This is a genomic window from Actinomadura madurae (assembly GCF_900115095.1).
In the GTDB taxonomy this organism is placed as follows: Bacteria; Actinomycetota; Actinomycetes; order Streptosporangiales; family Streptosporangiaceae; genus Spirillospora; species Spirillospora madurae.
Map to the genome: position 1 here is coordinate 1,187,681 of NZ_FOVH01000001.1, position 20,269 is coordinate 1,207,949.

The window sequence follows — 20,269 nt, forward strand, 5'->3', positions numbered from 1 at the left end:
CGAAGGAAGACGACGCATGAGCGCACTCGAACAGTTCATCCACGACCTGACCGACCTCACCACCGCCGAGGACAGGATGCCCGACGACGCGCTGGCGACCACGGTCTCCGAACTCCTGCAGGAGCTCGTCACCCGGCCGGCCCCGATCCCGGTCGAGTTCACCCGGCGGTCAGCGGCCCACAACGGCCGCGGACGGTACATCCTGCACCGCTCGCCCACCTTCACGATCAGCTCGATCGTGTGGGCGCCCGGGGAGGTCGCCCCTCCCCACACCCACGAGACCTGGGGGGCCATCGGGCTGATCTCCAACCGCATCGAGGAGCGGCGCTACGAACTCGCCGGCGACGACACCCTCAACCCGGTCGACCACCACCGGCACGCCGCGGGCGCCGTCTCCGTCCTCGTCCCGGACGACGACATCCACTCGATGCACAACCTGACCGACACCGACACGGTGGAGATCCACGTGTACGGAAAGGACCTGACGGGCCTCCGCCGCCGCCGCTGGTCACTGAACGGAGACGACATGCAGGAATTCGCGAGCGGAAAGTACTTCAACTGCTGAGAGTGATGTCGCGCCAGGTGGCGGGCGTGGCCGGCGCCGGGACGCGCCGCGGGTCCGGGTGGGGGATGCCGCCGGCCAGGACGTACAGCGGGGTGCGGCCGGTGTTGTCGAGGCGGCACCGCTCGGCGACGGCGGAGTCGCGGAAGGCCGCGGTCTGGGCGGGCCCGAGACCCAGCGCGGTGGCGGTCAGCGCGAAGGTCTGGGCGAGGTGGCCGGCGTCGAGCAGGCAGGCGCGATAGGTGCGCGGCGCGCGGTACTTGACGTTCATGCGCTCCAGCCGGGCGGCGAGGACGATCAGGAACGCCGCGTCGCCGCACCAGTCCTGGTCGGCGCACAGGTACCCGGCCTCCTGCCCGGTCAGCCCTTCGGTGAGCAGTTCCAGGCTGTGCTGCAGCGCGTTGTAGTGGTACCAGCCGGGATCGAGGCCGGAGACGTCGAGGACGCCCACGTACGCGTCGATCTCCTGGCGGGCGCCGCCCTGGGGGCTGGTCCGGCGGAAGACCGGCCCCTGCCCGCTGTCCACGAAGTCGACGGGGCCGAACACGGCGGCCATGAGCGCGGCGAGCACGTCCAGGCCCACCGGGGCGGCCAGGAAATCGCGGTGCGTGCGGCGCCGGTACAGGACCTGCTCGTACGGGGCCCGAAGATCGGCGGGACGGCGGGGGAGCGGCAGCCGCGGCGCGTCCGGAAAGCCGGTGAACACGGCGGGCACCTCGGCCGGCTCGACGACCAGCGGTTCGTCGATGAGAGGGATGTCGTCGTAGACGTCCTGGACCGCGTAGTGGAAGAAGGACGCCTCCGGGGTCCAGGCGCCCCAGTCGCGGTCCACACGCGCGTCCCGCTCAGCCTCGGGGGTGTCCTCGGCGACGAGCGCCCCGGCGTCGAGCAGAGCCTGGGCCGCCTCGTCGATGGTCTCAAGGGTCAGGTGGTCCAGCGTCTTGGCCGCCTCCTCGACACCGCACCAGTCCTCGAATGCCGACAGGATCTCAGCCGCCACCGGATGCACCGTGACCGGCGTGCCCGAGGGATACGGGTGCAGGACGAATTGGCCGTCGTTCCAATAGCACATCAGGCAACGGGAACGACGAAGACGCATGAAGGCTCCAAACCAGATGTGACGGGGAAGTGGAACTGGGGCCCAGGCGCCTGAGCCCAGGCCCCTGCCTCATCGTTCAGGTCCACCAGGGGTTCAGAACGACGGCGCCTCCCTTGGGCCGCTCGGTCCGGACCACCGGTCGCGTCTTCATCGAAACCGTCCGCATGGCATTCTCCCAACCGCGATGGACAAGGCAATCGGGAGCCTTTCACGAACAGGCTTCATTCCGGCTTCATGGATCGTGAGCGCTTGGCCGCCCCGGGCCGCGCGGTCACGCGTATTGCAGGTCGGCCAGCGCGATGCGGTCGCCTTGGAAGGTGAACCTGTAGTGGGCGCGCCACCCCGTGCCGCCCCGCGGAGCCCAGTGGACGAGCAGGTCCTGACCGCCGGCTGTGCGGGTCACCGACAGCACTTCGAGCCGCCCGCCGATGACTTCGTCGCGGGCCCAGTCGCGGATCGCGGGACGGCCGCTGATCTCACGCGACACGTCCACGATCTTTCCGCCGGGGGCGAAGGACTCCACCAGTGCGTCCAGGTCGCGCCTGTTGACGGCGTCGACGTACCGGCCGGCCTGCGCGGCGACCTGGACCACCGGATCGGGTCGTTCCCGGGCGGCGGCGGACCGGTCGTCAGCGGCGGGCTCGCCGCTCCCGCAGGCCCCCATGCCGACCGCGAGGAGAAGGAGCGCGGCCGACGTGATCGCGGTTCTCATGATCATCCCCTCGTCAGCCGGTCAGGTAGCCGCCGGAGGCGTCGATGGTGGCGAAGCCGCGGGCGTTGGTGCGCCAGACCCCGTCGAAGTCCTCGACCGGCTGCTCGTGCAGGGGCGCCGGACGGGGCGTCTCGATCCCGGCGTTGTTGACCGCGATGTCGATCCGGCCATCTTTCGCCACGCAGGCCGCGACCAGCCCGGACACGTCCCGTTCCGCGCGCACGTCGGCCCGGTGGTAGGTCGCCTCGCCCCCGAACGCGCGGATCTCCCGTTCGTTGGCACGGCCCAGGTCGGCGCGGCGGCCGCAGAACATCACCCGTCCGCCTTCCCGGGCGATGGCGTAGGCGGTCGCCTTGCCGGTGCCCGAGGTCGCGCCGGTGACGAGGACCGTCTTGCGGGCGAACCGGCCGTTCGGGCCGGTGGGGCTCGGACGGGGGTCGGCGAAGGCGCTCGGGCCACCGGTCAGCGTCCCCGCCGGCCCGGCGGCACCCGCGGCCAGGACGTGGCGTCGAGAGGAGGATCGAGGCAGCATTCTTCTACTCCCGTCAGGATGATGGTTCCGCCGCGGATCCAGCAGACCGCGATTCACCCGGGCGTGTCCAAGACCTATCGTGATGCGCAGAACGCATAGATCACGAGGTTCGAGGCCCCGTCACGGGAGGTGGAGGCGTGGACGTGGACACACGTTCCCTGCGTTACTTCATCGAGGTCGCGGAGCAGCTCAACTTCACCCGGGCGTCCGAGCGCCTGTTCGTCTCCCAGCCGGCGCTCAGCCGCCGGATCCGCGCGCTGGAGGACGGTCTGCGCACCACCCTGTTCGAGCGCGACGGACGCGAGGTGCGGCTGACCGCCGCGGGCGAGTCCCTCCTCCCGGCCGCCCGCCGCCTCGTCGCCGACTGGCAGGCGGCCCAGCGCGTCACGCGCGTGGCGGCGGCCGAACGCGCGCGTGTGCTGCGCGTCGCTTTCGAGGCGCTGTGCTGGCCCCTGGACGGCGCGTCCCGCCCCGTGACCGACTTCGCCGGCGTGGTCAGGCATCTGGCGGCGGATTCCTAGTCGGTGTCGCGGGCGTGGTCGGCCAGGGCCTGGTTCATTTCCAGTTCGCGATCCTCAAGGTTCCACTGGTCTGCCTGTGAGGCCTGGTTGGTGACCCAGAAGACCATGGTTCCGTCGCGCAATATGCGGCTGTAGCTGGCGAAGGACCAGTCGTTTCCGCCGTTGTGCCAGGCGACTCGGCCGTCCTTGGTGTGCAGGACGCCCCAGCCGTATCCGTAGGCGGCCTCGGTGCCGGGGATCCGAGCGTGAGGCTCGAACATCCTGGCCTTCACGTCGGCGCTGAGGATCGTGTCGCCGAGCAGCGCGCGGTGCCATCTGAACATGTCACGGCCGGTGGACAGCATGCCGCCGTTGCCGCGCAGGTACCAGTACGGTCCGTCGGCGGCCCAGGGGTGATCGAGCGGACGGCCTTGGCTCGTGCCCTCTTCGTCGTACTCGACGGCCACCTGGGCACGGGAGAATTTCGGCAGCACATAGCCCGTCTGCGTCATGCCCGCCGGTGCGAACAAGTGCTTTGCCAGGAACCGCTCGTAGCTGGTCCCTGACACCTTCTCGACGATGGCGGCGAGCACGCTGAACCCGGTGTTCGAGTAGTGGAATTCCGTGCCGGGGCGGGAGACCAGCTTGGATTTCAGCGCCCTGCCCAGCATCCCGTCGCGGGAGACGGGCTCGTAGTCGTCGCCGAGTCCCTCGGCCAGCCCGGCCTTGTGGGTCAGTAGGTGATGCAGGGTGATGCCCCGTTTGTCCGCGGGCACCGGGCCGAGGACGGTGCCGATCCGGTCGGTCGTCCGGAGCCGGCCCATCATCTCCAGCTTCATGATCGCGGCTGCGGTGAACTGCTTGGTGATCGACATGACGTCGTACACGGTGTCGCAGCTGGCCGGGCTCCCGGACGTCCGGTCCGCCAGGCCGAAGCCTTTGCAGTGCGCGAGCTCGGCGCCGCGGGCGGCGACCACGGTACCGCCCGGCCCATTGGGCAGCGTGCGGTCGAGGTAACGGGCGATCGAACGGTCGACGGGCTCGGCGCTACGGGCGGCCCTCGGCACGCCCATGGCGCTGCCGCAGCCCGTCAAGGCCAGCGCGGTCGTGAGCGCCATGGCGAAGGAGAGCGGATTGATCCGTTGCATGCGGCCTCCAGAGCAGTGTCTCGCGGGGGATGCGCCAGAGGCTCGCCGTGGCGGGCCGCGTCGATCAAGAGGTCACGCCGTCCGAACTTGTGCGAGACGGTGTACGGGCTGGTCAGCGTGGGGCATAGTGGGGCGATCAACGAGCATCGGGGTGAGATCGTGACCGCACCGCCACCGTCGCCCGCCGCGGCCTGCGACGAGGCCGAGTTCATCGCCGCGCTCCGCCGGCTCAAGGCCTGGTCGGGCCTCAGCTACCGGCAACTGGAGCGCCGGGCCGCCGACGCCGGTCGCGTGCTGCCCTACTCGACCGCGTCCACCGCGCTCGGCCGCACGACCCTGCCCCGCGAGGAGCTGCTGGTCGCCTTCGTCCTGGCGTGCGGGCTGGACGACGGCGAGGCGGCGTCCTGGGTGGCCGCCAGGAAGCGCATCGCGGTCGGCGGGCAGGTCACCGCGACCGGGCCGAGGGCGGCCCGGAGGCCGCGGTGGCGGTCCGCGATCGGCTTGGCCGCGGTGGCGCTGAGCCTGGCGCTCGCCGGCGGTACGACGCTCCCCGTGCAGGACGTCGAAGAGGTCGAGACCGTCCAGGCAACCGTGGGGAAGTGACCCGCAGGCGCTCGCCCCGCATCAGCCCTTCACCTGAGTGCCGGCCTGCCAGACCGCGGTGATTCTGGACGGGTCGGCGAGAAGGGAGATGTCGCTCAGGGGGTCGCCGTCGATGGCGAGGATGTCCGCGTCGAATCCTTCCTGGAGGAGGCCGGAGCGGGGTGCCTGGCGACCGAGGGTGGCGGGGCCGTTGGCCGTGGCGGCTTCGATGACGTCCAGCGGGTCCATGCCGATGTCGTTGAGCAGCACCGCCTCGCGCCCGTGGCGGCCCCAGGCGGCGGGGGCGTCGCCGCTGCTCTGGATGTCGGTGCCCATGGCGATCCGCACGCCGGCCTGGTGGGCGCGGGCGATGTTGTCCCGGTGGGCGCGGGCGATGCCGGCGAGCTTGCGGGCCGCGTACGGCGGGAGCCCTCCGGCGTCGAGCAGTTCCCGGACGATGGTCAGCGTCGGCACGAGGATCGCGCCGGCTTCCCTCATCGCCGTGCATGCCTCGTCGTCGAGGTGGCTGCCGTGCTCGATGGTGAGCACGCCGGCCTCCAGGGCCGCCATGATGCCCGCCTTGCCGTGGCAGTGGGCCGCGACACCGCGTTCCGCGAGCCCGGCGACCTCCACGATGGTGCGCAGTTCGCGGACGGTGAACTCCTGGTGGTCCGGATCGTCGATGACGCTGAGCACGCCGCCGGACGCGCACACCTTGATGACCCGGGCGTTGCGCCGGATCTGTGCGCGGACCGCCTTGGCGCATTCGGCCTCGCCGTCGGCCAGCTGGAATTCGGTGCCCATCCGGGCACAGTCGTGGACCCACTCCGCCGGGAGGCCGTGGATGTCGCCGTGGCCGCCGGTGGCGGACAGGACGGCGCCCGCGGCGTGGATCGTCGGGCCGGGAAGGTGGCCCTCGGCGACCACCGGGGCGAGATGCAGCCCCATTCCGCCGACCTCGCGGATGCTGGTGACCCCGGCGTCGAGGGCGCGGCGCAGCCCCTGCACGCCCCGGGCCGCCCGCGTCGCGGGATGTTCCTGCACCAGCCGGACGTCGTCGAAGGCGCCCGGACGGCCGCCTTTGACGTGCGTGTGACAGTCCCACATGCCGGGCATCACGGTTCGCGCGTGCACCGGCTCGACCGGCGGGTCGTCGATCGGGGCACCGGCGCGCGGGCCCGCGTACGCGATGGCGGCGCCGTCGATGACGACGACGCCGTCGCGGACGGGACCGCCCCGGCCGGGGATCAGCAGGTCGGCCTCGATGCGCTGACGCGTGCTCATCGGGGCCTCGCGATGACCGGGAGCGTCAGCCGGCTGGGGTGGGCCGGTCCGTGGAAGACGCGGTTGAGAGCGACCCGCGTCGTGGACATGGCGGGGTCGCCGCCGTTGGTGTTCCGGTCGTACCGCGGGAAGTTGCTGCTCGACACCTCAAGCCGGACGCGGTGTCCGGGGCCGAACACGTTCGACGTCACGCCCATGTCGACGGTGGCCTCGACGATCTGGCCGGGTTCCAGGGGCCGTGGCCGGCTCAGGGAGTCGCGGTACCGCATCCGCCACAGGCCCTCGCACAGGATGATGGCGCGGCCGTCGGGGAAGACGTCGACGAGTTTGCCGGTGACGTCCGTGTCGGCCGCTGTCGAGGACACGTGCACGCTGAGGGTGACGTGGCCGGTGACCTCCAGCGGTTCCTGGAGGGGTTCGCCGGTGTAGCAGAGGACGTCGTCACGGCATTCCACGTCGGTCTGATCGGCCGGGCCGGCCACTCCGTCGAAGCCCAGAGTCGCTCCGCCCACGGTCGGGACCGGATCGAGCGGATCGTAGGAGTACGAGTCGTTGCGGTCGTCGGCGGCGGCGCGGCGATGCAACCGCCCGTCTCCCTTGGAACTGTTGGCCCGTCCCGAGCTGTGCAGGAAGTAATCCTCGTACCGGGTGTCGGGAAGCGGCCAGTCGTCCTCGTCGCGCCACCGGTCCAGGCCCATGACGAAGATGCGCACCCGCGCACCCTGGTCGGCCTCGGCGCACCCCTTCAGCCACCGGTCGAAGAACCGCAGATGGGCCCGGGTGATCGCCGCCGCCTTGACGGACCCCGCGAGCCCGAACGACCGGTCGGGGAAGATTCCCAGGTCCGCGCCGTCACCGTGGCCCCACGGGCCGATGATCAACCGCTGGCCCTCCCTGGCGGGAACGCCGCCGCCGTCGCGGCGCATGGTGGTGTACGAGCGGACGACCTCGCGCGCGAACACGTCGTACCAGCCGGTCACGTTCAGCGCCGGAACGGTGATCGCCGAGCTGCGCTCCAGCGCGGCCAGGCGCTTCCAGTACGTGTCGTAGTCGGGGTTGGCGAGCATCTCGCCGAGCCAGGGCAGGCCCCGCAGGAGAGCGCCATCGACCGGCAGCGAGTACAGCGCGTCGACGTCTTCGAGCGCGGCTCGGACCGTTGCCGCGTCCCGCGGATCCGGCGGGCCGTCGCCGCGCGGGCGCGACAGGTTGGCCACGGCCATGCGGGCCGACCAGTTGAACAGCGTGCCCTGCGACACCGCGCCCTGCGGGGAGTACCAGGCCCGGTAGATGTCCGCCGAGGTCATCGCGGGAGCGATCGCGCGCAGGACCGGCGGCGCCTCGGTGGCCGCCTGCCACTGCGGGAAGCCCATGTACGACGCGCCCCACATCCCCACGTTGCCGTCGCACCACGCCTGGTCGGCGATCCACGCCAGCGTGTCGACGGTGTCGCTCTGATCGAAGCGGTGCGGTTCCATCAGCCCCGGCGACTCTCCGGTGCCGCGCACGTCCTGGACGACGGCCAGGTAGCCGCTGTCGACCAGGGCGCGGATGTCCGGCAGCTTCGGGTTGCCCAGGTGGGCGGTGGAGGTCCGGCCGTACGGAGTGCGCGCGAGCAGGACCGGCCACGGGCCGTCCCCGGCCGGTCGCCACAGATCGGTCGCCAGCGTGACGCCGTCACGCATCGGCACGGCGACGTTGGCGTCGATGCACAAGCCCATCCGGTTCTCCATGTCTCTACCGGTTGAGCATCCAGTGGCTGAAGGCCACGTAGTTGGCGGCGAACTCCTCCGGCGTCGCGGAGTCCTCCACCGTCTTGGCCAGCTCGTTGACCTTTCGGTAGTGCGGGATCCGGTCCTGTTCGTACTCGGCCAGCGCGGCGGCCACCCCGCCGGACGAGGCGAGCAGCCGGGCCAGCAGCAGCGCGTCCTCGACGCCCAGCGACGCACCCGCCGTGATGTGCGGGGAGAGCGCGTGAGCGGAGTCGCCGGCGAGGACGACCCGCTGCGAGACCCACCGGGGCAGCGGCGGCACCAGCATGATCTGGTTGTGCAGCACCTGGTCGTCCGGCGTCGACGCGATCAGTTCGAGCAGGGCCGGATTCCAGCCCGTCGTGTCGAGGAACGCGGCACGTTCCGCGGCCTGCTCTTTCGGAGTGCCCCGCAGGGGATCGGCGTCGAACTGGTTGACCAGCCAGTACACGGTGCCGTCGACCGTGGGCACATATCCGCCGCGGGTGCGCTCTTCACCGAGCACGATGACGCTGCGGTCGACGGTGACGCCCGCCGGCGGCCGGACGACCGCGCGCCACGCGTGATGGCCCTTGTGCTCCACGGCGTCGCTGCCCGGAAGCAGCAGGGACCGGACGACCGAGTACGCGCCGTCGGCGCCGACGAGCACGTCCGCCTCGGCGGTCGTGCCGTCACCGAAACGGGCGGTCACGGCGGCGTCGGTCTCGTCGTAGCCGACCAGCCGCGAGTTCAGGCGGATGTCGTCCCGGCCCACCGCATCGGCGAGCAGGTCGTTCAGCTTGGCCCGGTGCACCAGAAGGTACCGGTGGTCGTCGTCGGAGAACCCGGAAGGCTGGATCAGTTCGCCCGCGTGGTTCCGGAAGTACATCTCCGCGGGCCGGCCGATGGCGCGCACCCGCTCGCCCAGCCCCAGCTCGTCGAAGACCGCCATCGCGTTCGCCCACAACCCGAGCCCCGCGCCGGCCGCCCGGATCTCCGGCGCCTGCTCGTGGATCACCGCCTCGATGCCCCGCCTGTGCAACGCGATCGCGGTGGTGAGCCCGATGATCCCGCCACCGGCAACAATTGCACGCACCTGTCGTACCTCCTGGAATGGCTGTGAATTCTCTACGTTTCCGCGCCGGGCGCGGGGCCGGCCGTCAGGCGAGCCGGGAGTGCGCGGTGGGCGCCAGACGCACGGTCACCGCTTCGCCGGCCATGAGTTCCCCGAGCCGAGGCCTGATCGCCGACTCGAAGAGCGGATCCCGGTGCACCCGCTCCACGATTTCTTCGCGTTCCGCATCGCTGCTGAACCTGCGGATCCAGACGAAGGCGTCTTCGTCGCCGGCATCGGTGAACGCTCCCGCGACGACCATTCCGCTCGCCTCGTGCAGCGGAATCACCTGCTCGTCCATCCACCGGGCCAGCTCCCTTCCGCGGCCCGGCACCGCCGTCTCACGGCGGATCTCGTAAAACAACCTAGGCTCCTTCACGTGCGATGCGGTAAAGGTCCGGATTTCCTTCCCACGGCGCGGTCCGTACGATCGTCCACCGCTGGATCACCCATTTCCCGTTCGTGTCGACCAGGTCCAGCTGCCAATAGCCCCGCATGGTGAGATGGTCGACCCCCGGGGTCGGGACATGGTGGTAGGCGACCATGTGCGCCCGGCATCGCGCGGTCGCGCCGGAAACCTCGATGAGGAGATTGGAGCTGGCGTGGTGCGTGCAGGCGAATCCATCAATGATGGTGCGCGCCTTCGCGGTCATCTCGTCCGCCGTCAGTTCCTCGGCGGGTTCGCCGGACCGCCCGGTCAGGTCCAGCGTCATCCGATCCGCGAACAGATCCCGAAAACGCTCCCAGTCCTTGGAGTCCTGAGCATGCGCGAGATTGGCGACCACGTCGGTGATCCGAATACGGTCGAGCAGTGTCCCGGCCCCGTTCATGCCACCCCGCCGCGGGCGCGAACACGACGGGTCACCTCCATCGCGCCCGACATCACGAGGGCCAGCCCCAGCCCGACCAGGAAGGCCAGCAGCGCGTTCTCCTGGAAGAGCACGCCGCCGAGATAGCCCGTCAGGACGGTGTAGGCGCTCCAGGCGGTGCCTCCGACGGCGGTGAACAGGACATAGCGCCGGTAGTTGTAGCGCACCATTCCGGTGGTGACGGTCACCAGGTAGCGCCCGACCGGGATGAACCTGGTGCTCACCAGGACGAATCCGCCGCGCAGATCCAGGTGCCGGGAGATCCAGTCGTGCGTCGCGCGCCGTCTGGAGCCGTCCGGAAGCCGCTTCTGCACCCTGGCGCTCAGCCGCCGGCCGAGGGCGTACGGGATCTGGTCACCCAGAAAGGCGCCGACGGCCGTGGCTGCGATGACCAGGGTGAGGTTGGTGGAACCCGTGGCGGCGAAGACGCCGGCGATGATGATGACGGGCTCGCTCGGAATCAGCGGGAGGAACGAGTCCAGCAGGGACACGGACATGAGAATCAGATACAGCCACCAGGACGTCCCCATCGACTCGGTGAGCTCGACCCAGTCGATCATGAGACGAGCGGCATCTCGTCAACGGATCCACCGTGGGCCCGCGTGCGGCTCCAGAAGCTTGTCCTCATCGACTGGTCCTTTCCGTCTGTCTGGAAATTCGTGAAGTAGGCCATGAAATAGGCGTCAGGTGAGCGCTCGAACGAAGAGGACCGTGCCGATCGTCGTGCCGAATGTGACGATGAGCGCCTTCAAAAGGCGGCCGGGCATGCGCCGTGCCAGAATCGCCCCCGTATAGCCGCCGACGACCGTCGCGGGAGCCAGAATCAGAACAGCGGGCCAGTTGACCGGGCCGAAGAGCGCGAATGTCAGGAGAGTGACGCCGCCGACGGTGACGGTGAGGACGTTCTTGACGGCGTTGATCCGGTTGAGCGTCTCGTCGAGCACCAGGGCCAGCGCGGCGACGTACATGACGCCCAGCGCGGCGCCGAAATAGCCCCCGTAGACGGCGCCGGCGAGGACGGCCACCTGCAGGGTGACCGTCCGGCGGCGGCGCCCGAGCGCACGCGGGTGACCGACCAGGCGGCGCAGGCGCTCCTGGAAGAACAGCGCCGCGGCCGCGCCGAGCACCAGGAACGGCACGACGAGCTCGAACGCGCGAGCGGGCGTGAGCAGCAGCAACGCGCATCCGGCCGCCGAACCGGCGACGCAGGCGGGCAGCACCGCCCGGATCCGCCCCCACTGCCCGGCCAGGTCGGCGCGGCTGCCCAGCACGCTGGAGACGTAGCCGGGAAAGACCGAGACCGAGTTCGTGACGTTCGCCTCGACTGAGGGGAGACCGGTCACGATCAGGCTGGGAAACGTGATCAGCGAGCCCCCGCCGGCCAGCGCGTTGATTCCGCCGGCGACCACGCCGGCGAGAATCAGCAGCAGTACGTTTCCAAGGTCCATGGGGTTTCCGCGATCCGTAGGAAGGTCTGGCCGGATGACTGTTCACGCCGACCGGCGGGCAGGCTGTGACTCTAATTCGGCCGGTCCGCGAACTCCAGTGCGCCTTGGTAAACCGACGATTTACCGCCGTGCAATCACTCGCCCGAGCGGAATGGCGATTGCCGCGTTGCGCCGAAAAGTTATCGCCGGGGAAATTGGTGATGGTGGTGTTATGAGGGCAATTGAAAATCAGGAACCGGAACTGGAGTGCTCATCGGCGGCGATCTCCGTGACCGCTGCCCGCACCTGGTCTCGGAGCCAGGTGTGGGCCAGGTCGGAGTCGTAGCGCTGGTGCCAGGTGCAGTTGATCGGGGCCGCCGGGAAGGTGGCGGGCAAGGGCCTGCTGATCATGGTGAACGCCTCGACGAGGGGGCGGCTGACCAGCGCCGTCGTGGTGACCAGCAGGTCGCTCCGGCTGGCCGCGTGCAGCGCCATGGTGCCGGTCGCCACGGCCGCGGACACGTTCCGGCGCAGGCCCTCCGCGGCGAGCACCTCGTCGATCGGCCCGGTCAGGCGGCCGCGCCGCGAAACGACTACATGCGGGTACGCGGCGTACGAGTGCAGATCGAGGTGCTCGCCGCAGGGGTGTCCGGCCCGCATGGCCACCACCAGGGGATCGGAGCCGAGCGTCTCGGAGCGAAACTCGGGCCGGTCCGGCCGGTCCTGGCTGAGTTCGACGTCGACGCGGCCGCGCCGCAGATCGTCGGTGTCCACGGAGTTCTCCGCGAGAATGCGGAGCCGCACGCCCGGGGCCTGCTCATGCACCCTGCGCAGCAGCGCCGGCGCCAGCGCAGCGCCGAGCCCGTCGTGGCACTGCAAGGTGAACGTGCGCTCCAGCTGTCCGAGGTCCAGCGTGCCGCTCGGCACGAGCACGTCATGGGCCTGGCTGAGCAACTGGCGCACATCGTCCCGGATCGCCATCGCATACGGCGTCGGAACCATCGTGCGCCCCGTCCGCACCAGGATGTCGTCGCCCGTCAGCTTCCGCAGCCGCCCCAGACTGCGGCTGACCGCCGGTGACGACAGATGCAGCCGCTCGGCCGCACCCATCACGCTGCCCTCCTCAAGGAGGGCATTGAGCACTACCAGCAGGTTCAGGTCTAGTTGCACCCAAGTAAACTATATGGTGGCAGTCTTCCACTCCTCGAAAGCGTTCCGCGGGAGCCGGGTCGTCACGGTGACGATTCCCCGGTCGCCGTCGACGGTGACGTGGTCGCCGGTCTGGATGATCTCCACGGGGTCCTGGTCGAGTTCGGAGACGGCCGGGACGCGGGTGACGACCGCCCCGAGCGCCGACTTGGTGGACAGCGTCGTGAACACCATCGCGAGCGGCGCCGTGCCGAGCAGCCGGGTGCTCTGGAAGAAGCCGGACCACCCCGAGGAGCCCTTGGCGCCCGGGAAGACCAGCACCTTGCCGGTGAAGCAGACCCCGAACAGTTCGTGACGGCGCTCGATCACCGTGCCCGTCGCGGGGTCGATGCCGCCCCAGCCCGAGATGGTCTCGTGCGAGACCAGGGCCTCCCCCTCGGCGAGGCCGGGGACGATGCCGCGGCCGTGGAGCTCGATGATCACGTCAGTTCTCCTCGCCAGGTTCCGGTGACGGCCGCGTCGACGCACTCCTCAAGGGTCCCGAACCATGCCTCGATGCCCAGGATCGCGGGCAGGTAGTGCGCCTGCTTGGCCGAGTCGGTGGCGAACACGCGCGTGCCCTCGGGGGCGGACCTGGACATCGCCGGACACGAGTCGGTCAGCAGCCGCCCGCCCGCCCTGCGAATGATCTCGGTGTAGCCGCTGCGATCGGCGACCTCGCGAAGCGCGCGCGGGGTCATCATCCACAGCTCGGTGCCCGCGTTCAGTTTCCTTCCGTCGAGCGCGCGGGCCGTCCGGGCGATCTGGTCGAGCGAGGCGTGCGGGCATCCGAGCAGGATGAAGTCGACGTCCGCGGACTCGCCCTGGTCGTTCAGCCTCCGGTAGACCTCGCGACGCTCGCGCTCGCCGTACACGATCTTCTCCGGGAGCGCCCGCCCGCCGAAGGCGGCCTCCGGCGTGGCCGCCTCGGGGGTGACGCCGGGGATGTGGTAGAGCTCCACGCCGCCCGACGAGGCCGTCGCCGCGCCGAAATGCTTGAGGTCGCTCAGGTCGGGCCGGCGCAGGTCGCCGGTGAGGACCGGGCGGTTCTCCTGGACGGTCTCGCCGACGAAGTACCCGAACATCCCCCAGTCGAGGAACCCCTCGACCGGCACCGCGGACTCGATCAGGTGGGTGCCGTACCGGTTCTCCGGCAGGTGGTTCCCCCAGCAGGGGATCTTCCCCGTCAGGCCGGCCGCCCCGGTTGACGCGGTCCCTTCGCAGTTGGTCCTGGCCCCGAGGACGGAGTTGCAGTAGACCACCGCCGACGACTCCATCCAGGCGCAGTGCTCGCCGCGCACCGGGAGGTTCCCCACCTGGTACGGCGTGCACGTGGCGAGGATGTTGACGCCGTGCGCGCCGTAGAAGGACTCGGCGTCCCGCTGGAGCGCGACCATGTTCGCCGGGTACGGCGCCACCCCGAGCGCGTCCTCTCCGAACCCCTGCTGCAACTGGCAGGTGGGCACCCGCATGCGCGGGATCTCCACCTCGTCGTCGCTGTCCAGGTTGATCACCGAGAACGCCTTGTTCCACCCGCCCTCGCGCACCAGCCTGGCCTTCACCGGCGACGGCTGCGTCATGGTCCCGGCGACGTTGCGGATGTCGCAGAGGCCGTCGGCGCCCAGCGCCTCGCCGTACCGGACCAGGAGGTCCATCGCGGCGGCCACCGCCGGTCCCTCGGCACCGTCCAGCATCGCCTTCTCATCGTCCGCCAGCTTCACCGGCGCCTCCTAGCCATCGACATTCTCCTGGACGCGTTCGCGCAGCTCGGCGGGGTCGATCCGCTGGACGCCGCCGTCACCGGCGAGGTCGACCGCATGGGCGGCGGCGAACCCCATCGCCGCGCACGGGCCCATGACCCGGACGCTCGACAGCGCGGCGGCGTCGCCGTCGACGCACCGGCCGGCCGCGACCAGGTTGTGCGCGCCCACCGGGATCAGGCTCCGCAGCGGGACGTAGTGCACATGGTCCGCGTCGAACACCTCCCACACGTACCCCTCCGCCCTGTCGTGCAGCTCGATGGGCCATGCCGTGCGGGCGACCGCGTCCTCGAAGCGGAACCCGGACCGGACCTCCTCCACCGAGAGCTGGTGGAGGGCGGCGATCCAGCGCGTCTGGCGGCGGCCGGGAAAGCCGTAACTGCGCACCTTGGCCTCGCCGAACGCCTTCGGGAACTCCCTGCGCATGAACTCCACGACGCGGTCGGCCTGAGCCCTGCCCTCGATCTGCGCGCTGGACGCCCGGACGGCCTCAAGCGGCGCCTCGACATGGGTCATGTTCATCACCGCGGTGTTCCGGCCGGGGAAGAAGAACGCCAGGCCGTCGCGCCGTACCAGGCCGTACTCCGTCGCCTTCTCCTCGATCCGGGCGACCAGCTCGTCCGGGTCGGGCCTGAACTCCTCGCGGAGGTTCTCCAGCCGGATCTGCTGCGAACCCCACACCGTGCGCTCGGGGATCCGGCAGGGCAGGCCCGCCTCCCAGGTGAGGGAGGCGTCTCCGCTCGCGTCGACGAAGCCGGTCGCGCGCACGCGGACGAGGCCGTGCCGGGTGGCGAAGGTGGTGGCGTCGATCCGGCCGCCGTCCGCCTCGACGTCGAGCACCGAGGCGCCGAGCACGACCTGGATCCCCAGCGACTGGACGAGGTTCTCGACCCACCGGCCGAGGACGACCTCGTCGTAGGCCACGGTCATCGTGTGGCCCCTGTTGAAGTGGACGTCGCCCGTCTTGGTCAGGTCCGCGAACATGGGGTCGAAGATCCCGTGGGTGAGCTGCCGGTACTCCGGGGCGTTGCCGTAGACGCCGCAGAACAGCCCGATGATCGAGTTCACGCACTGCCCGCCGAGGAGCGGGAGGGCGTCGGCGAGCACGACCGTCCGGCCGAGGCGGCGCGCCTCGACGGCGGCGGACAGGCCCGAGATGCCGGCCCCGACCACGCAGACGTCGGCGGTGAGGTCCTCGGTCGGGTTCCCGGCCGGCTTGGTGACGGTGTTGATCTTAAGCTCGGTGAGCTTGTGCGGCATTCCTTCTCCTGAGGGTCCTGGAGCGGCGCGGGCGGGACGGTCAGGGGCGTGACGTGGGGAGGTCGTTGCCGCGGAGGGTGGCGCCGAGGGGCAGCGGTTCGACCGATCGTGCGTAGACGGAGAGCCATCCGGAGCTGTCCCCGGGGACCATGTGCCGTTCCCGTCCGGCGTACCGCCGTGCCAGCTCCCGCTCGTCGACGAGCAGGTCGACGCGGCGGACGTCCAGGTCGATCGCGATCCGGTCGCCGTCGGCGACCACCCCGAGCGGCCCCGGCAGCGCGCCCTCGGGGGAGACCTCGCCGACCACGATGCCCTTGTTGACGAGCCCGGACAGCTGCCCGTCGGTCACCACCGAGACCTGCCCGGTCAGGCCGGCGCCGTCGAGCGCGAAGACGGTCTGCGAGGCCATGCCCATGCCGGGGGTGCCCACCGGGCCGAGCCCGCGCAGCACCAGGACGTCGCCGGGCCGTACCTCCCCGCCCTCGATGCCGGCGATCGCCGACGGGGCGTCGTCGAAGACGCGGGCGGGGCCCTCGAACGTCGCGGGCCGGTCCTCGGTCACCGACAGCTTGACGATGGCCGTGTCGGGCGCGAGCGAGCCGCGCACGACCACGACGGTCGGATGGCCGGCCCGCGGGTCGCGCAGCGGCCGGATGACCCGTTCGTCCCGCACCGTCGCGCGCGCCGTCCGGGCGGCCATCGTCTCCCCGGTGACCGTGACCGCGTCGCCGGCGAGGGCGCCGCCGAGCTGCTTGAGGACGGCCAGCGCGCCGCCGGCGTCCTCGAACTCCTCGATGGAGTCCTCGCCGTTGGGGCGGACGGCGGACAGCGGCCTGATCGTCCCGGCGTACTCCTCGAACAGCCGGTAGACGTCGACCCCGCTGCCGGCCTCGCGGGCGATCGCCTGGAGGTGCTTGACGCAGTTGATCGAACCGCTGATCGCGAGCACCGACATCACCGCGTTCGCGAACGCCGCCGGCGTCATGATCGTGCGGGGCCGGCGGTCCTCGCGGACCGCGCCGACGATCGCCTCGCCACTCGCCTCGACGGCCCGCCACATCGTCTCGCCGTTCGCCCGTGCGGGCGTCGTGCCGGGCAGCGTCATGCCGAGCGCCTCGGCGACGACGTGCATGGAGTTGGCGGTGCCCATCCCGGTGCACACGCCCGGTCCGGTGATCGCGCGTGCGCTCATCTCGCACAGGCCGTCGTAGGTGATGCCGCCGAACTTCAGACTTCCCGCGCGCAGGAAGACCTCCTCGATGTCCACCCGCTCGCCCGTGTCGAGCCGTCCGCAGCTCTGGTAGCCGCAGGCGACGACCAGGGCCGGAACGTCGGTCCGGGCCGCCGCCATGAGCTGGCCGGGGGTCGTCTTGTCGCACGAGGCCAGGCAGACCATGCCGTCCAGCCGGGCGCCCTCGACGACGGCCTCGATGTCGGCGGCGAGCAGGTCCCGGCTCGACAGGACGTGGCCGCCGGCGCGGCCGGCGCTCATGATGAAGTCCGTCGGCGCGACGGTGCGGATCTCGAACGCCACGCCGCCCGCCGCCTCGACCGACCGCTTCACCGCGGCGGCGATGGGGTCGAGATGGCTGAAGCACGGGGCGAGCCCCGACGAGGAGTTCACGATCGCGATCTTGGGCTTGTCCAGGTCCGCGTCGGTCAGCCCGAGCGCGCGCCACTGCGCGCGCCGGGTGGCCCAGCGCGGGCTGCCGTCCGGGACCTCGCTGCGCAGCCGCCGGGTCACCGGTTCACCTCCTGCCGGCCGTAGACCGATTCGTGCCACGGGATGAAGAACCGCTTCAGGCCGTTGACGACGAAGTAGAGCAGCAGCCCCAGCACCGACAGCAGGATGATCGTCGCGAACAGGGCGGGGGCGTCCAGCTCGTTGAGCGTCCGCACCACCAGGTACCCCAGGCCCTCGCTGCCGCCGAGGTACTCGCCGACGATCGTGCCGATGATCGCGAAGACGATGCCGACCTCCATGCCGGCGAAGACGTACGGCATGGTGCTCTTCAGCTCCAGGTGGGTGAAGGTCTGCCACCGGCTCGCGTTGAGGCTGCGCATGACCTCGCGCTGGCCGCTCTCCACCGAGCGGACCCCCAGCTGCACGTTGAGCATGATCGGGAAGAACGCGAGCATCGCGGCCATGATCACCTTGGAGGTCATCCCGAATCCGAACCAGATCACGAACAGCGGGATCAGCGCGACCTTGGGGACGACCTGGGAGGCCACGATCACCGGCCGCAGGCTGAGCTCCAGCCAGGGCACCTTGCCGAGCACGACCCCCACCGCGACGCCCGTGACCAGCGCGATCAGGAACCCGCCGATGGTCTCGGTCGCGGTGGTCCGCGCGTGCCCCCAGGTCGCCGGGTCCCCGACCACGGTCCGCAAGCTCTCGAAGACCTTCGCCGGAGGGGGCAGCACCAGCTCGGAGATGCCGGAGGCGCGGACGAACAGCTCCCAGGCACCGAAGAAGGCGAGCAGGATGAGCGGCGTGCTGAGCCAGGGCAGCATCCTCCGGCTCCTGGATCGTTCCCTGCCCATCCCTATTCCTCCTCGTCCAGCGCGTGGCGCAGGCCCCGCACGATCGCGCCGAACTCCGGCTCGGTCTGCACGTCGATGCCGCGCGGCCGTTCGAAGCCGACCGGCGTGATCTGCCGGATCCGGCCGGGCCGCGGCGTCAGATGGACCACCCGGTCGCCCAGGAAGACCGCCTCGGTGATGTCGTGCGTGACGAAGACGACGGTGGCGTCGGTGGCCAGCGCGATGCGCTGGAGTTCGAGGTTCATCCGCTCCCGGGTGAGCGCGTCGAGCGCGCCGAACGGCTCGTCCATCAGCAGCAGCTTCGGCCCGGTGCTCAGCGCCCGGGCGATCGCGGCCCGCTGGCGCATCCCCCCGGACAGCTCCCGGGGGTAGGACGACTCGAACCCGGCGAGGCCGACCAGCTCGGCCAGCTCATGGGCCCGGTCCCGCCGTTCCCGCCTGCCGGCCCCGCGCAGCCGCAGCGGGAGCGAGATGTTGTCGGCGACCGAGTACCACGGGAACAGGTTGGCCTCCTGGAACACCACGCCGAGCTGGGACACCACGGAGGAGTCCACGCGGGAGCCGTGCCACAGCGGGCTGCCCTCGACGAGGATCTCGCCCGTGGACGGCCCGAGCAGGCCGGCCAGCATGCGCAGCAGCGTCGTCTTGCCGCACCCGGAGCGTCCGATCACCGACACGAACTCGCCGTCGCTGATCGTCAGGTCGATGCCGGACAGGGCCTGCGTGGTGGTCCGCCTGCTCCGGAACTCCTTGCCGATCCCGATCAGCTCCAGCTTGGCCGCCGTCCCCTTCTTCCCTTCCGGGGACGAGCCCGGCGGCGCTTCGGCCCGGCTCTCCCCGAGCGTCCTGGCGCTGTGCCTGGTCATCCGCTTCCTCCAGTCGATCTGGTTCACGTCTTGGGCAGGAGGCCGTTGTCGAACCAGCTGGGGGCATCGCCGCCGGGTTTGGCGACGCCGGCGGACGTGAGCTCCTTGTATCCGGCCGTCCACACGGCCTTGTCCGTGACGAGCAGCGGCTTGCTCGGATCCCCGCCGGTCCAGGAGTTCCGCAGCATGGTCAAGCTGGCCTTGGCGACCTTGTCGTCGTTGAGGGAGGCGAAGGAGTACTCGTCGCGCAGCTTCTTGACGGTCTCGTCGAGCGACTGGTCGGCCACCATCGCCGCCACCGCGTCGTGGATCCCGGCCATGAACGACGTGAGGGTCTGCGCGTCCTTCGTGGCGGCGTCCTTCGTCGTGACATAGACCTGCTGGTCGGACTTGACGTACTTGCCGGGATCGAACAGGCCGACGTCGGAGTTCTTGGACGTCAGGAGGTTGGCGGTGTCGACGCTGACCACGTAGCCGACGATGCGGCCCTGTTCCACCAGATTGAACGTTCCAGGGGTGAGGCCGACGACCTGCCGCTTGGTCTGCTTCGGGTCGATCCCGGCGCTGGCGAGCACCAGCGACACCACCTTGTCGCTCGTCCCGCCCTCGGAGGGGACGCCCATCGTCTGGCCGACGAAGTCCTGCGGCTTGGCCAGCGGATGTCTCTTCTTGCTGTACACGAAGCGCAAGGACGAGCCGCGGCTGAGCGTGCCGATGTTGACCAGCGGCTGGCCGGTGTCGGCGACCGCGGTCATCACGTCGATCTGGCCCACACGCGTGATGGGGGAGATGCCGGCCAGGAGCGTCTGCATGGCCTGGGGCGATCCCTTGACCGGCTGCAGCTTCACGTCCAGGCCGTGCTTGGCGAAGTGGCCGCCCGCGACCGCGAGCAGTTCGGGCGCGAGCGACAGCGTCTCCAGCGGCAGATAGCTCAGGAACGTGGTCTTCTTGCCGCCGCTCGAACCGGCGGCGCCCGAACCGCACCCCGCCAGCAGGGGAGCGCCTGCCGCGGCGACGGCCATCATGAGGAACGATCGGCGGTCGAGGGCGGATGAGGTGAACTCGGTTACGGGCACGAACCCCTCCTAAGTCCGA

General features: G+C 70.6%; 22 protein-coding genes. 3 read left to right on the forward strand and 19 right to left on the reverse strand.

The genetic code is table 11. The features are described from left to right. Positions 1–16 precede the first annotated feature (16 nt). Positions 17–565, forward strand: coding sequence for a cysteine dioxygenase family protein (locus BM339_RS05650; RefSeq protein ID WP_021594712.1), 549 nt, complete (start codon positions 17–19; stop codon positions 563–565). Here the strand turns inward: BM339_RS05650 and BM339_RS05655 are convergent. The 3 genes from BM339_RS05655 to BM339_RS05665 form a co-directional block, all read right to left on the reverse strand. Beyond that, on the reverse strand, positions 555–1,562 hold the full coding sequence (locus BM339_RS05655; RefSeq protein WP_075020167.1) for a SagB/ThcOx family dehydrogenase: 1,008 nt from the start codon (positions 1,560–1,562) through the stop codon (positions 555–557). The genes BM339_RS05650 and BM339_RS05655 overlap by 11 nt on opposite strands. A 370-nt stretch (positions 1,563–1,932) precedes the next feature. Further along, positions 1,933–2,373: a nuclear transport factor 2 family protein gene (locus BM339_RS05660; protein WP_177287620.1), complete on the reverse strand. Its 441-nt coding sequence runs from the start codon at positions 2,371–2,373 to the stop codon at positions 1,933–1,935. 13 nt (positions 2,374–2,386) lie between these two features. Next, positions 2,387–2,905 (reverse strand): SDR family NAD(P)-dependent oxidoreductase, encoded by a 519-nt coding sequence (locus tag BM339_RS05665; protein ID WP_075020078.1) that lies wholly within the window; start codon positions 2,903–2,905, stop codon positions 2,387–2,389. A gap of 143 nt (positions 2,906–3,048) precedes the next feature. On the opposite strand from BM339_RS05665, the gene BM339_RS05670 reads away from it, so the two are divergent. Then, a complete protein-coding gene (locus BM339_RS05670; RefSeq protein ID WP_244938877.1) occupies positions 3,049–3,426 on the forward strand; it encodes a LysR family transcriptional regulator in 378 nt (125 codons plus the stop codon). Here the strand turns inward: BM339_RS05670 and BM339_RS05675 are convergent. Continuing rightward, positions 3,423–4,553, reverse strand: a complete 1,131-nt coding sequence (locus tag BM339_RS05675) for a serine hydrolase domain-containing protein (RefSeq protein ID WP_218163567.1) — start codon at positions 4,551–4,553, stop codon at positions 3,423–3,425. The genes BM339_RS05670 and BM339_RS05675 overlap by 4 nt on opposite strands. 159 nt (positions 4,554–4,712) lie before the next feature. On the opposite strand from BM339_RS05675, the gene BM339_RS05680 reads away from it, so the two are divergent. Then, positions 4,713–5,156: a hypothetical protein gene (locus BM339_RS05680; protein ID WP_075020080.1), complete on the forward strand. Its 444-nt coding sequence runs from the start codon at positions 4,713–4,715 to the stop codon at positions 5,154–5,156. A 21-nt stretch (positions 5,157–5,177) separates the two neighbouring features. Here the strand turns inward: BM339_RS05680 and BM339_RS05685 are convergent, their stop codons facing one another. The 15 genes from BM339_RS05685 to BM339_RS05755 all read right to left on the reverse strand — a co-directional run bounded on the left by BM339_RS05685 (position 5,178) and on the right by BM339_RS05755 (position 20,250). Further along, positions 5,178–6,419 carry a metal-dependent hydrolase family protein gene (locus BM339_RS05685; protein ID WP_021594720.1) on the reverse strand — a complete coding sequence of 414 codons (1,242 nt, stop codon included), beginning with the start codon at positions 6,417–6,419 and terminating at the stop codon, positions 5,178–5,180. After that, positions 6,416–8,137, reverse strand: a complete 1,722-nt coding sequence (locus BM339_RS05690; protein WP_075020169.1) for a CocE/NonD family hydrolase — start codon at positions 8,135–8,137, stop codon at positions 6,416–6,418. Before BM339_RS05690 ends, BM339_RS05685 begins: the two co-directional genes overlap by 4 nt. 16 nt (positions 8,138–8,153) lie before the next feature. Further along, positions 8,154–9,242: an FAD-dependent monooxygenase gene (locus tag BM339_RS05695; RefSeq protein WP_075020081.1), complete on the reverse strand. Its 1,089-nt coding sequence runs from the start codon at positions 9,240–9,242 to the stop codon at positions 8,154–8,156. 64 nt (positions 9,243–9,306) lie between these two features. Then, entirely contained in the window at positions 9,307–9,561 is a 255-nt protein-coding gene (locus BM339_RS05700) for a hypothetical protein (RefSeq protein WP_220126851.1), read from the reverse strand. Positions 9,562–9,625: 64 nt separating this feature from the next. Next, positions 9,626–10,090: a nuclear transport factor 2 family protein gene (locus BM339_RS05705; RefSeq protein WP_075020083.1), complete on the reverse strand. Its 465-nt coding sequence runs from the start codon at positions 10,088–10,090 to the stop codon at positions 9,626–9,628. Further along, positions 10,087–10,689: a DedA family protein gene (locus BM339_RS05710; RefSeq protein WP_075020084.1), complete on the reverse strand. Its 603-nt coding sequence runs from the start codon at positions 10,687–10,689 to the stop codon at positions 10,087–10,089. Before BM339_RS05710 ends, BM339_RS05705 begins: the two co-directional genes overlap by 4 nt. 123 nt (positions 10,690–10,812) lie before the next feature. Beyond that, positions 10,813–11,577, reverse strand: a complete 765-nt coding sequence (locus tag BM339_RS05715; RefSeq protein WP_075020085.1) for a sulfite exporter TauE/SafE family protein — start codon at positions 11,575–11,577, stop codon at positions 10,813–10,815. A 228-nt stretch (positions 11,578–11,805) separates the two neighbouring features. After that, the gene (locus tag BM339_RS05720) at positions 11,806–12,726 is read right to left on the reverse strand and encodes a LysR family transcriptional regulator (protein ID WP_075020086.1); all 921 of its coding nucleotides are present in this window, start codon (positions 12,724–12,726) and stop codon (positions 11,806–11,808) included. 9 nt (positions 12,727–12,735) lie between these two features. Continuing rightward, positions 12,736–13,188 carry an aconitase X swivel domain-containing protein gene (locus tag BM339_RS05725; RefSeq protein WP_021593038.1) on the reverse strand — a complete coding sequence of 151 codons (453 nt, stop codon included), beginning with the start codon at positions 13,186–13,188 and terminating at the stop codon, positions 12,736–12,738. After that, positions 13,185–14,465: an aconitase X gene (locus BM339_RS05730; RefSeq protein ID WP_075020087.1), complete on the reverse strand. Its 1,281-nt coding sequence runs from the start codon at positions 14,463–14,465 to the stop codon at positions 13,185–13,187. Before BM339_RS05730 ends, BM339_RS05725 begins: the two co-directional genes overlap by 4 nt. 9 nt (positions 14,466–14,474) lie before the next feature. After that, positions 14,475–15,764, reverse strand: a complete 1,290-nt coding sequence (locus BM339_RS05735; RefSeq protein ID WP_075020088.1) for an FAD-dependent oxidoreductase — start codon at positions 15,762–15,764, stop codon at positions 14,475–14,477. A gap of 40 nt (positions 15,765–15,804) precedes the next feature. Beyond that, positions 15,805–17,508: a dihydroxy-acid dehydratase domain-containing protein gene (locus BM339_RS05740; protein ID WP_075020089.1), complete on the reverse strand. Its 1,704-nt coding sequence runs from the start codon at positions 17,506–17,508 to the stop codon at positions 15,805–15,807. Continuing rightward, positions 17,505–18,278: an ABC transporter permease gene (locus tag BM339_RS05745; protein ID WP_021593042.1), complete on the reverse strand. Its 774-nt coding sequence runs from the start codon at positions 18,276–18,278 to the stop codon at positions 17,505–17,507. Before BM339_RS05745 ends, BM339_RS05740 begins: the two co-directional genes overlap by 4 nt. Positions 18,279–18,310: 32 nt before the next feature. Then, entirely contained in the window at positions 18,311–19,174 is an 864-nt protein-coding gene (locus BM339_RS05750) for an ABC transporter ATP-binding protein (RefSeq protein WP_083597271.1), read from the reverse strand. Between the two features lie 23 nt (positions 19,175–19,197). Further along, entirely contained in the window at positions 19,198–20,250 is a 1,053-nt protein-coding gene (locus tag BM339_RS05755; protein WP_218163569.1) for an ABC transporter substrate-binding protein, read from the reverse strand. Positions 20,251–20,269 lie beyond the last annotated feature (19 nt).

What these genes read in the sequence shown, in the direction of transcription:
- BM339_RS05735 (WP_075020088.1), bottom strand. Translation starts at nt 15,764, where the DNA reads ATGCCGCACAAGCTCACCGAGCTTAAGATCAACACCGTCACCAAGCCG.
- BM339_RS05665 (WP_075020078.1), bottom strand. Translation starts at nt 2,905, where the DNA reads ATGCTGCCTCGATCCTCCTCTCGACGCCACGTCCTGGCCGCGGGTGCC.
- BM339_RS05705 (WP_075020083.1), bottom strand. Translation starts at nt 10,090, where the DNA reads ATGAACGGGGCCGGGACACTGCTCGACCGTATTCGGATCACCGACGTG.
- BM339_RS05710 (WP_075020084.1), bottom strand. Translation starts at nt 10,689, where the DNA reads ATGATCGACTGGGTCGAGCTCACCGAGTCGATGGGGACGTCCTGGTGG.
- BM339_RS05690 (WP_075020169.1), bottom strand. Translation starts at nt 8,137, where the DNA reads ATGGGCTTGTGCATCGACGCCAACGTCGCCGTGCCGATGCGTGACGGC.
- BM339_RS05660 (WP_177287620.1), bottom strand. Translation starts at nt 2,373, where the DNA reads ATGAGAACCGCGATCACGTCGGCCGCGCTCCTTCTCCTCGCGGTCGGC.
- BM339_RS05700 (WP_220126851.1), bottom strand. Translation starts at nt 9,561, where the DNA reads ATGGACGAGCAGGTGATTCCGCTGCACGAGGCGAGCGGAATGGTCGTC.
- BM339_RS05675 (WP_218163567.1), bottom strand. Translation starts at nt 4,553, where the DNA reads ATGCAACGGATCAATCCGCTCTCCTTCGCCATGGCGCTCACGACCGCG.
- BM339_RS05650 (WP_021594712.1), top strand. Translation starts at nt 17, where the DNA reads ATGAGCGCACTCGAACAGTTCATCCACGACCTGACCGACCTCACCACC.
- BM339_RS05685 (WP_021594720.1), bottom strand. Translation starts at nt 6,419, where the DNA reads ATGAGCACGCGTCAGCGCATCGAGGCCGACCTGCTGATCCCCGGCCGG.
- BM339_RS05745 (WP_021593042.1), bottom strand. Translation starts at nt 18,278, where the DNA reads ATGCTGCCCTGGCTCAGCACGCCGCTCATCCTGCTCGCCTTCTTCGGT.
- BM339_RS05750 (WP_083597271.1), bottom strand. Translation starts at nt 19,174, where the DNA reads ATGACCAGGCACAGCGCCAGGACGCTCGGGGAGAGCCGGGCCGAAGCG.
- BM339_RS05715 (WP_075020085.1), bottom strand. Translation starts at nt 11,577, where the DNA reads ATGGACCTTGGAAACGTACTGCTGCTGATTCTCGCCGGCGTGGTCGCC.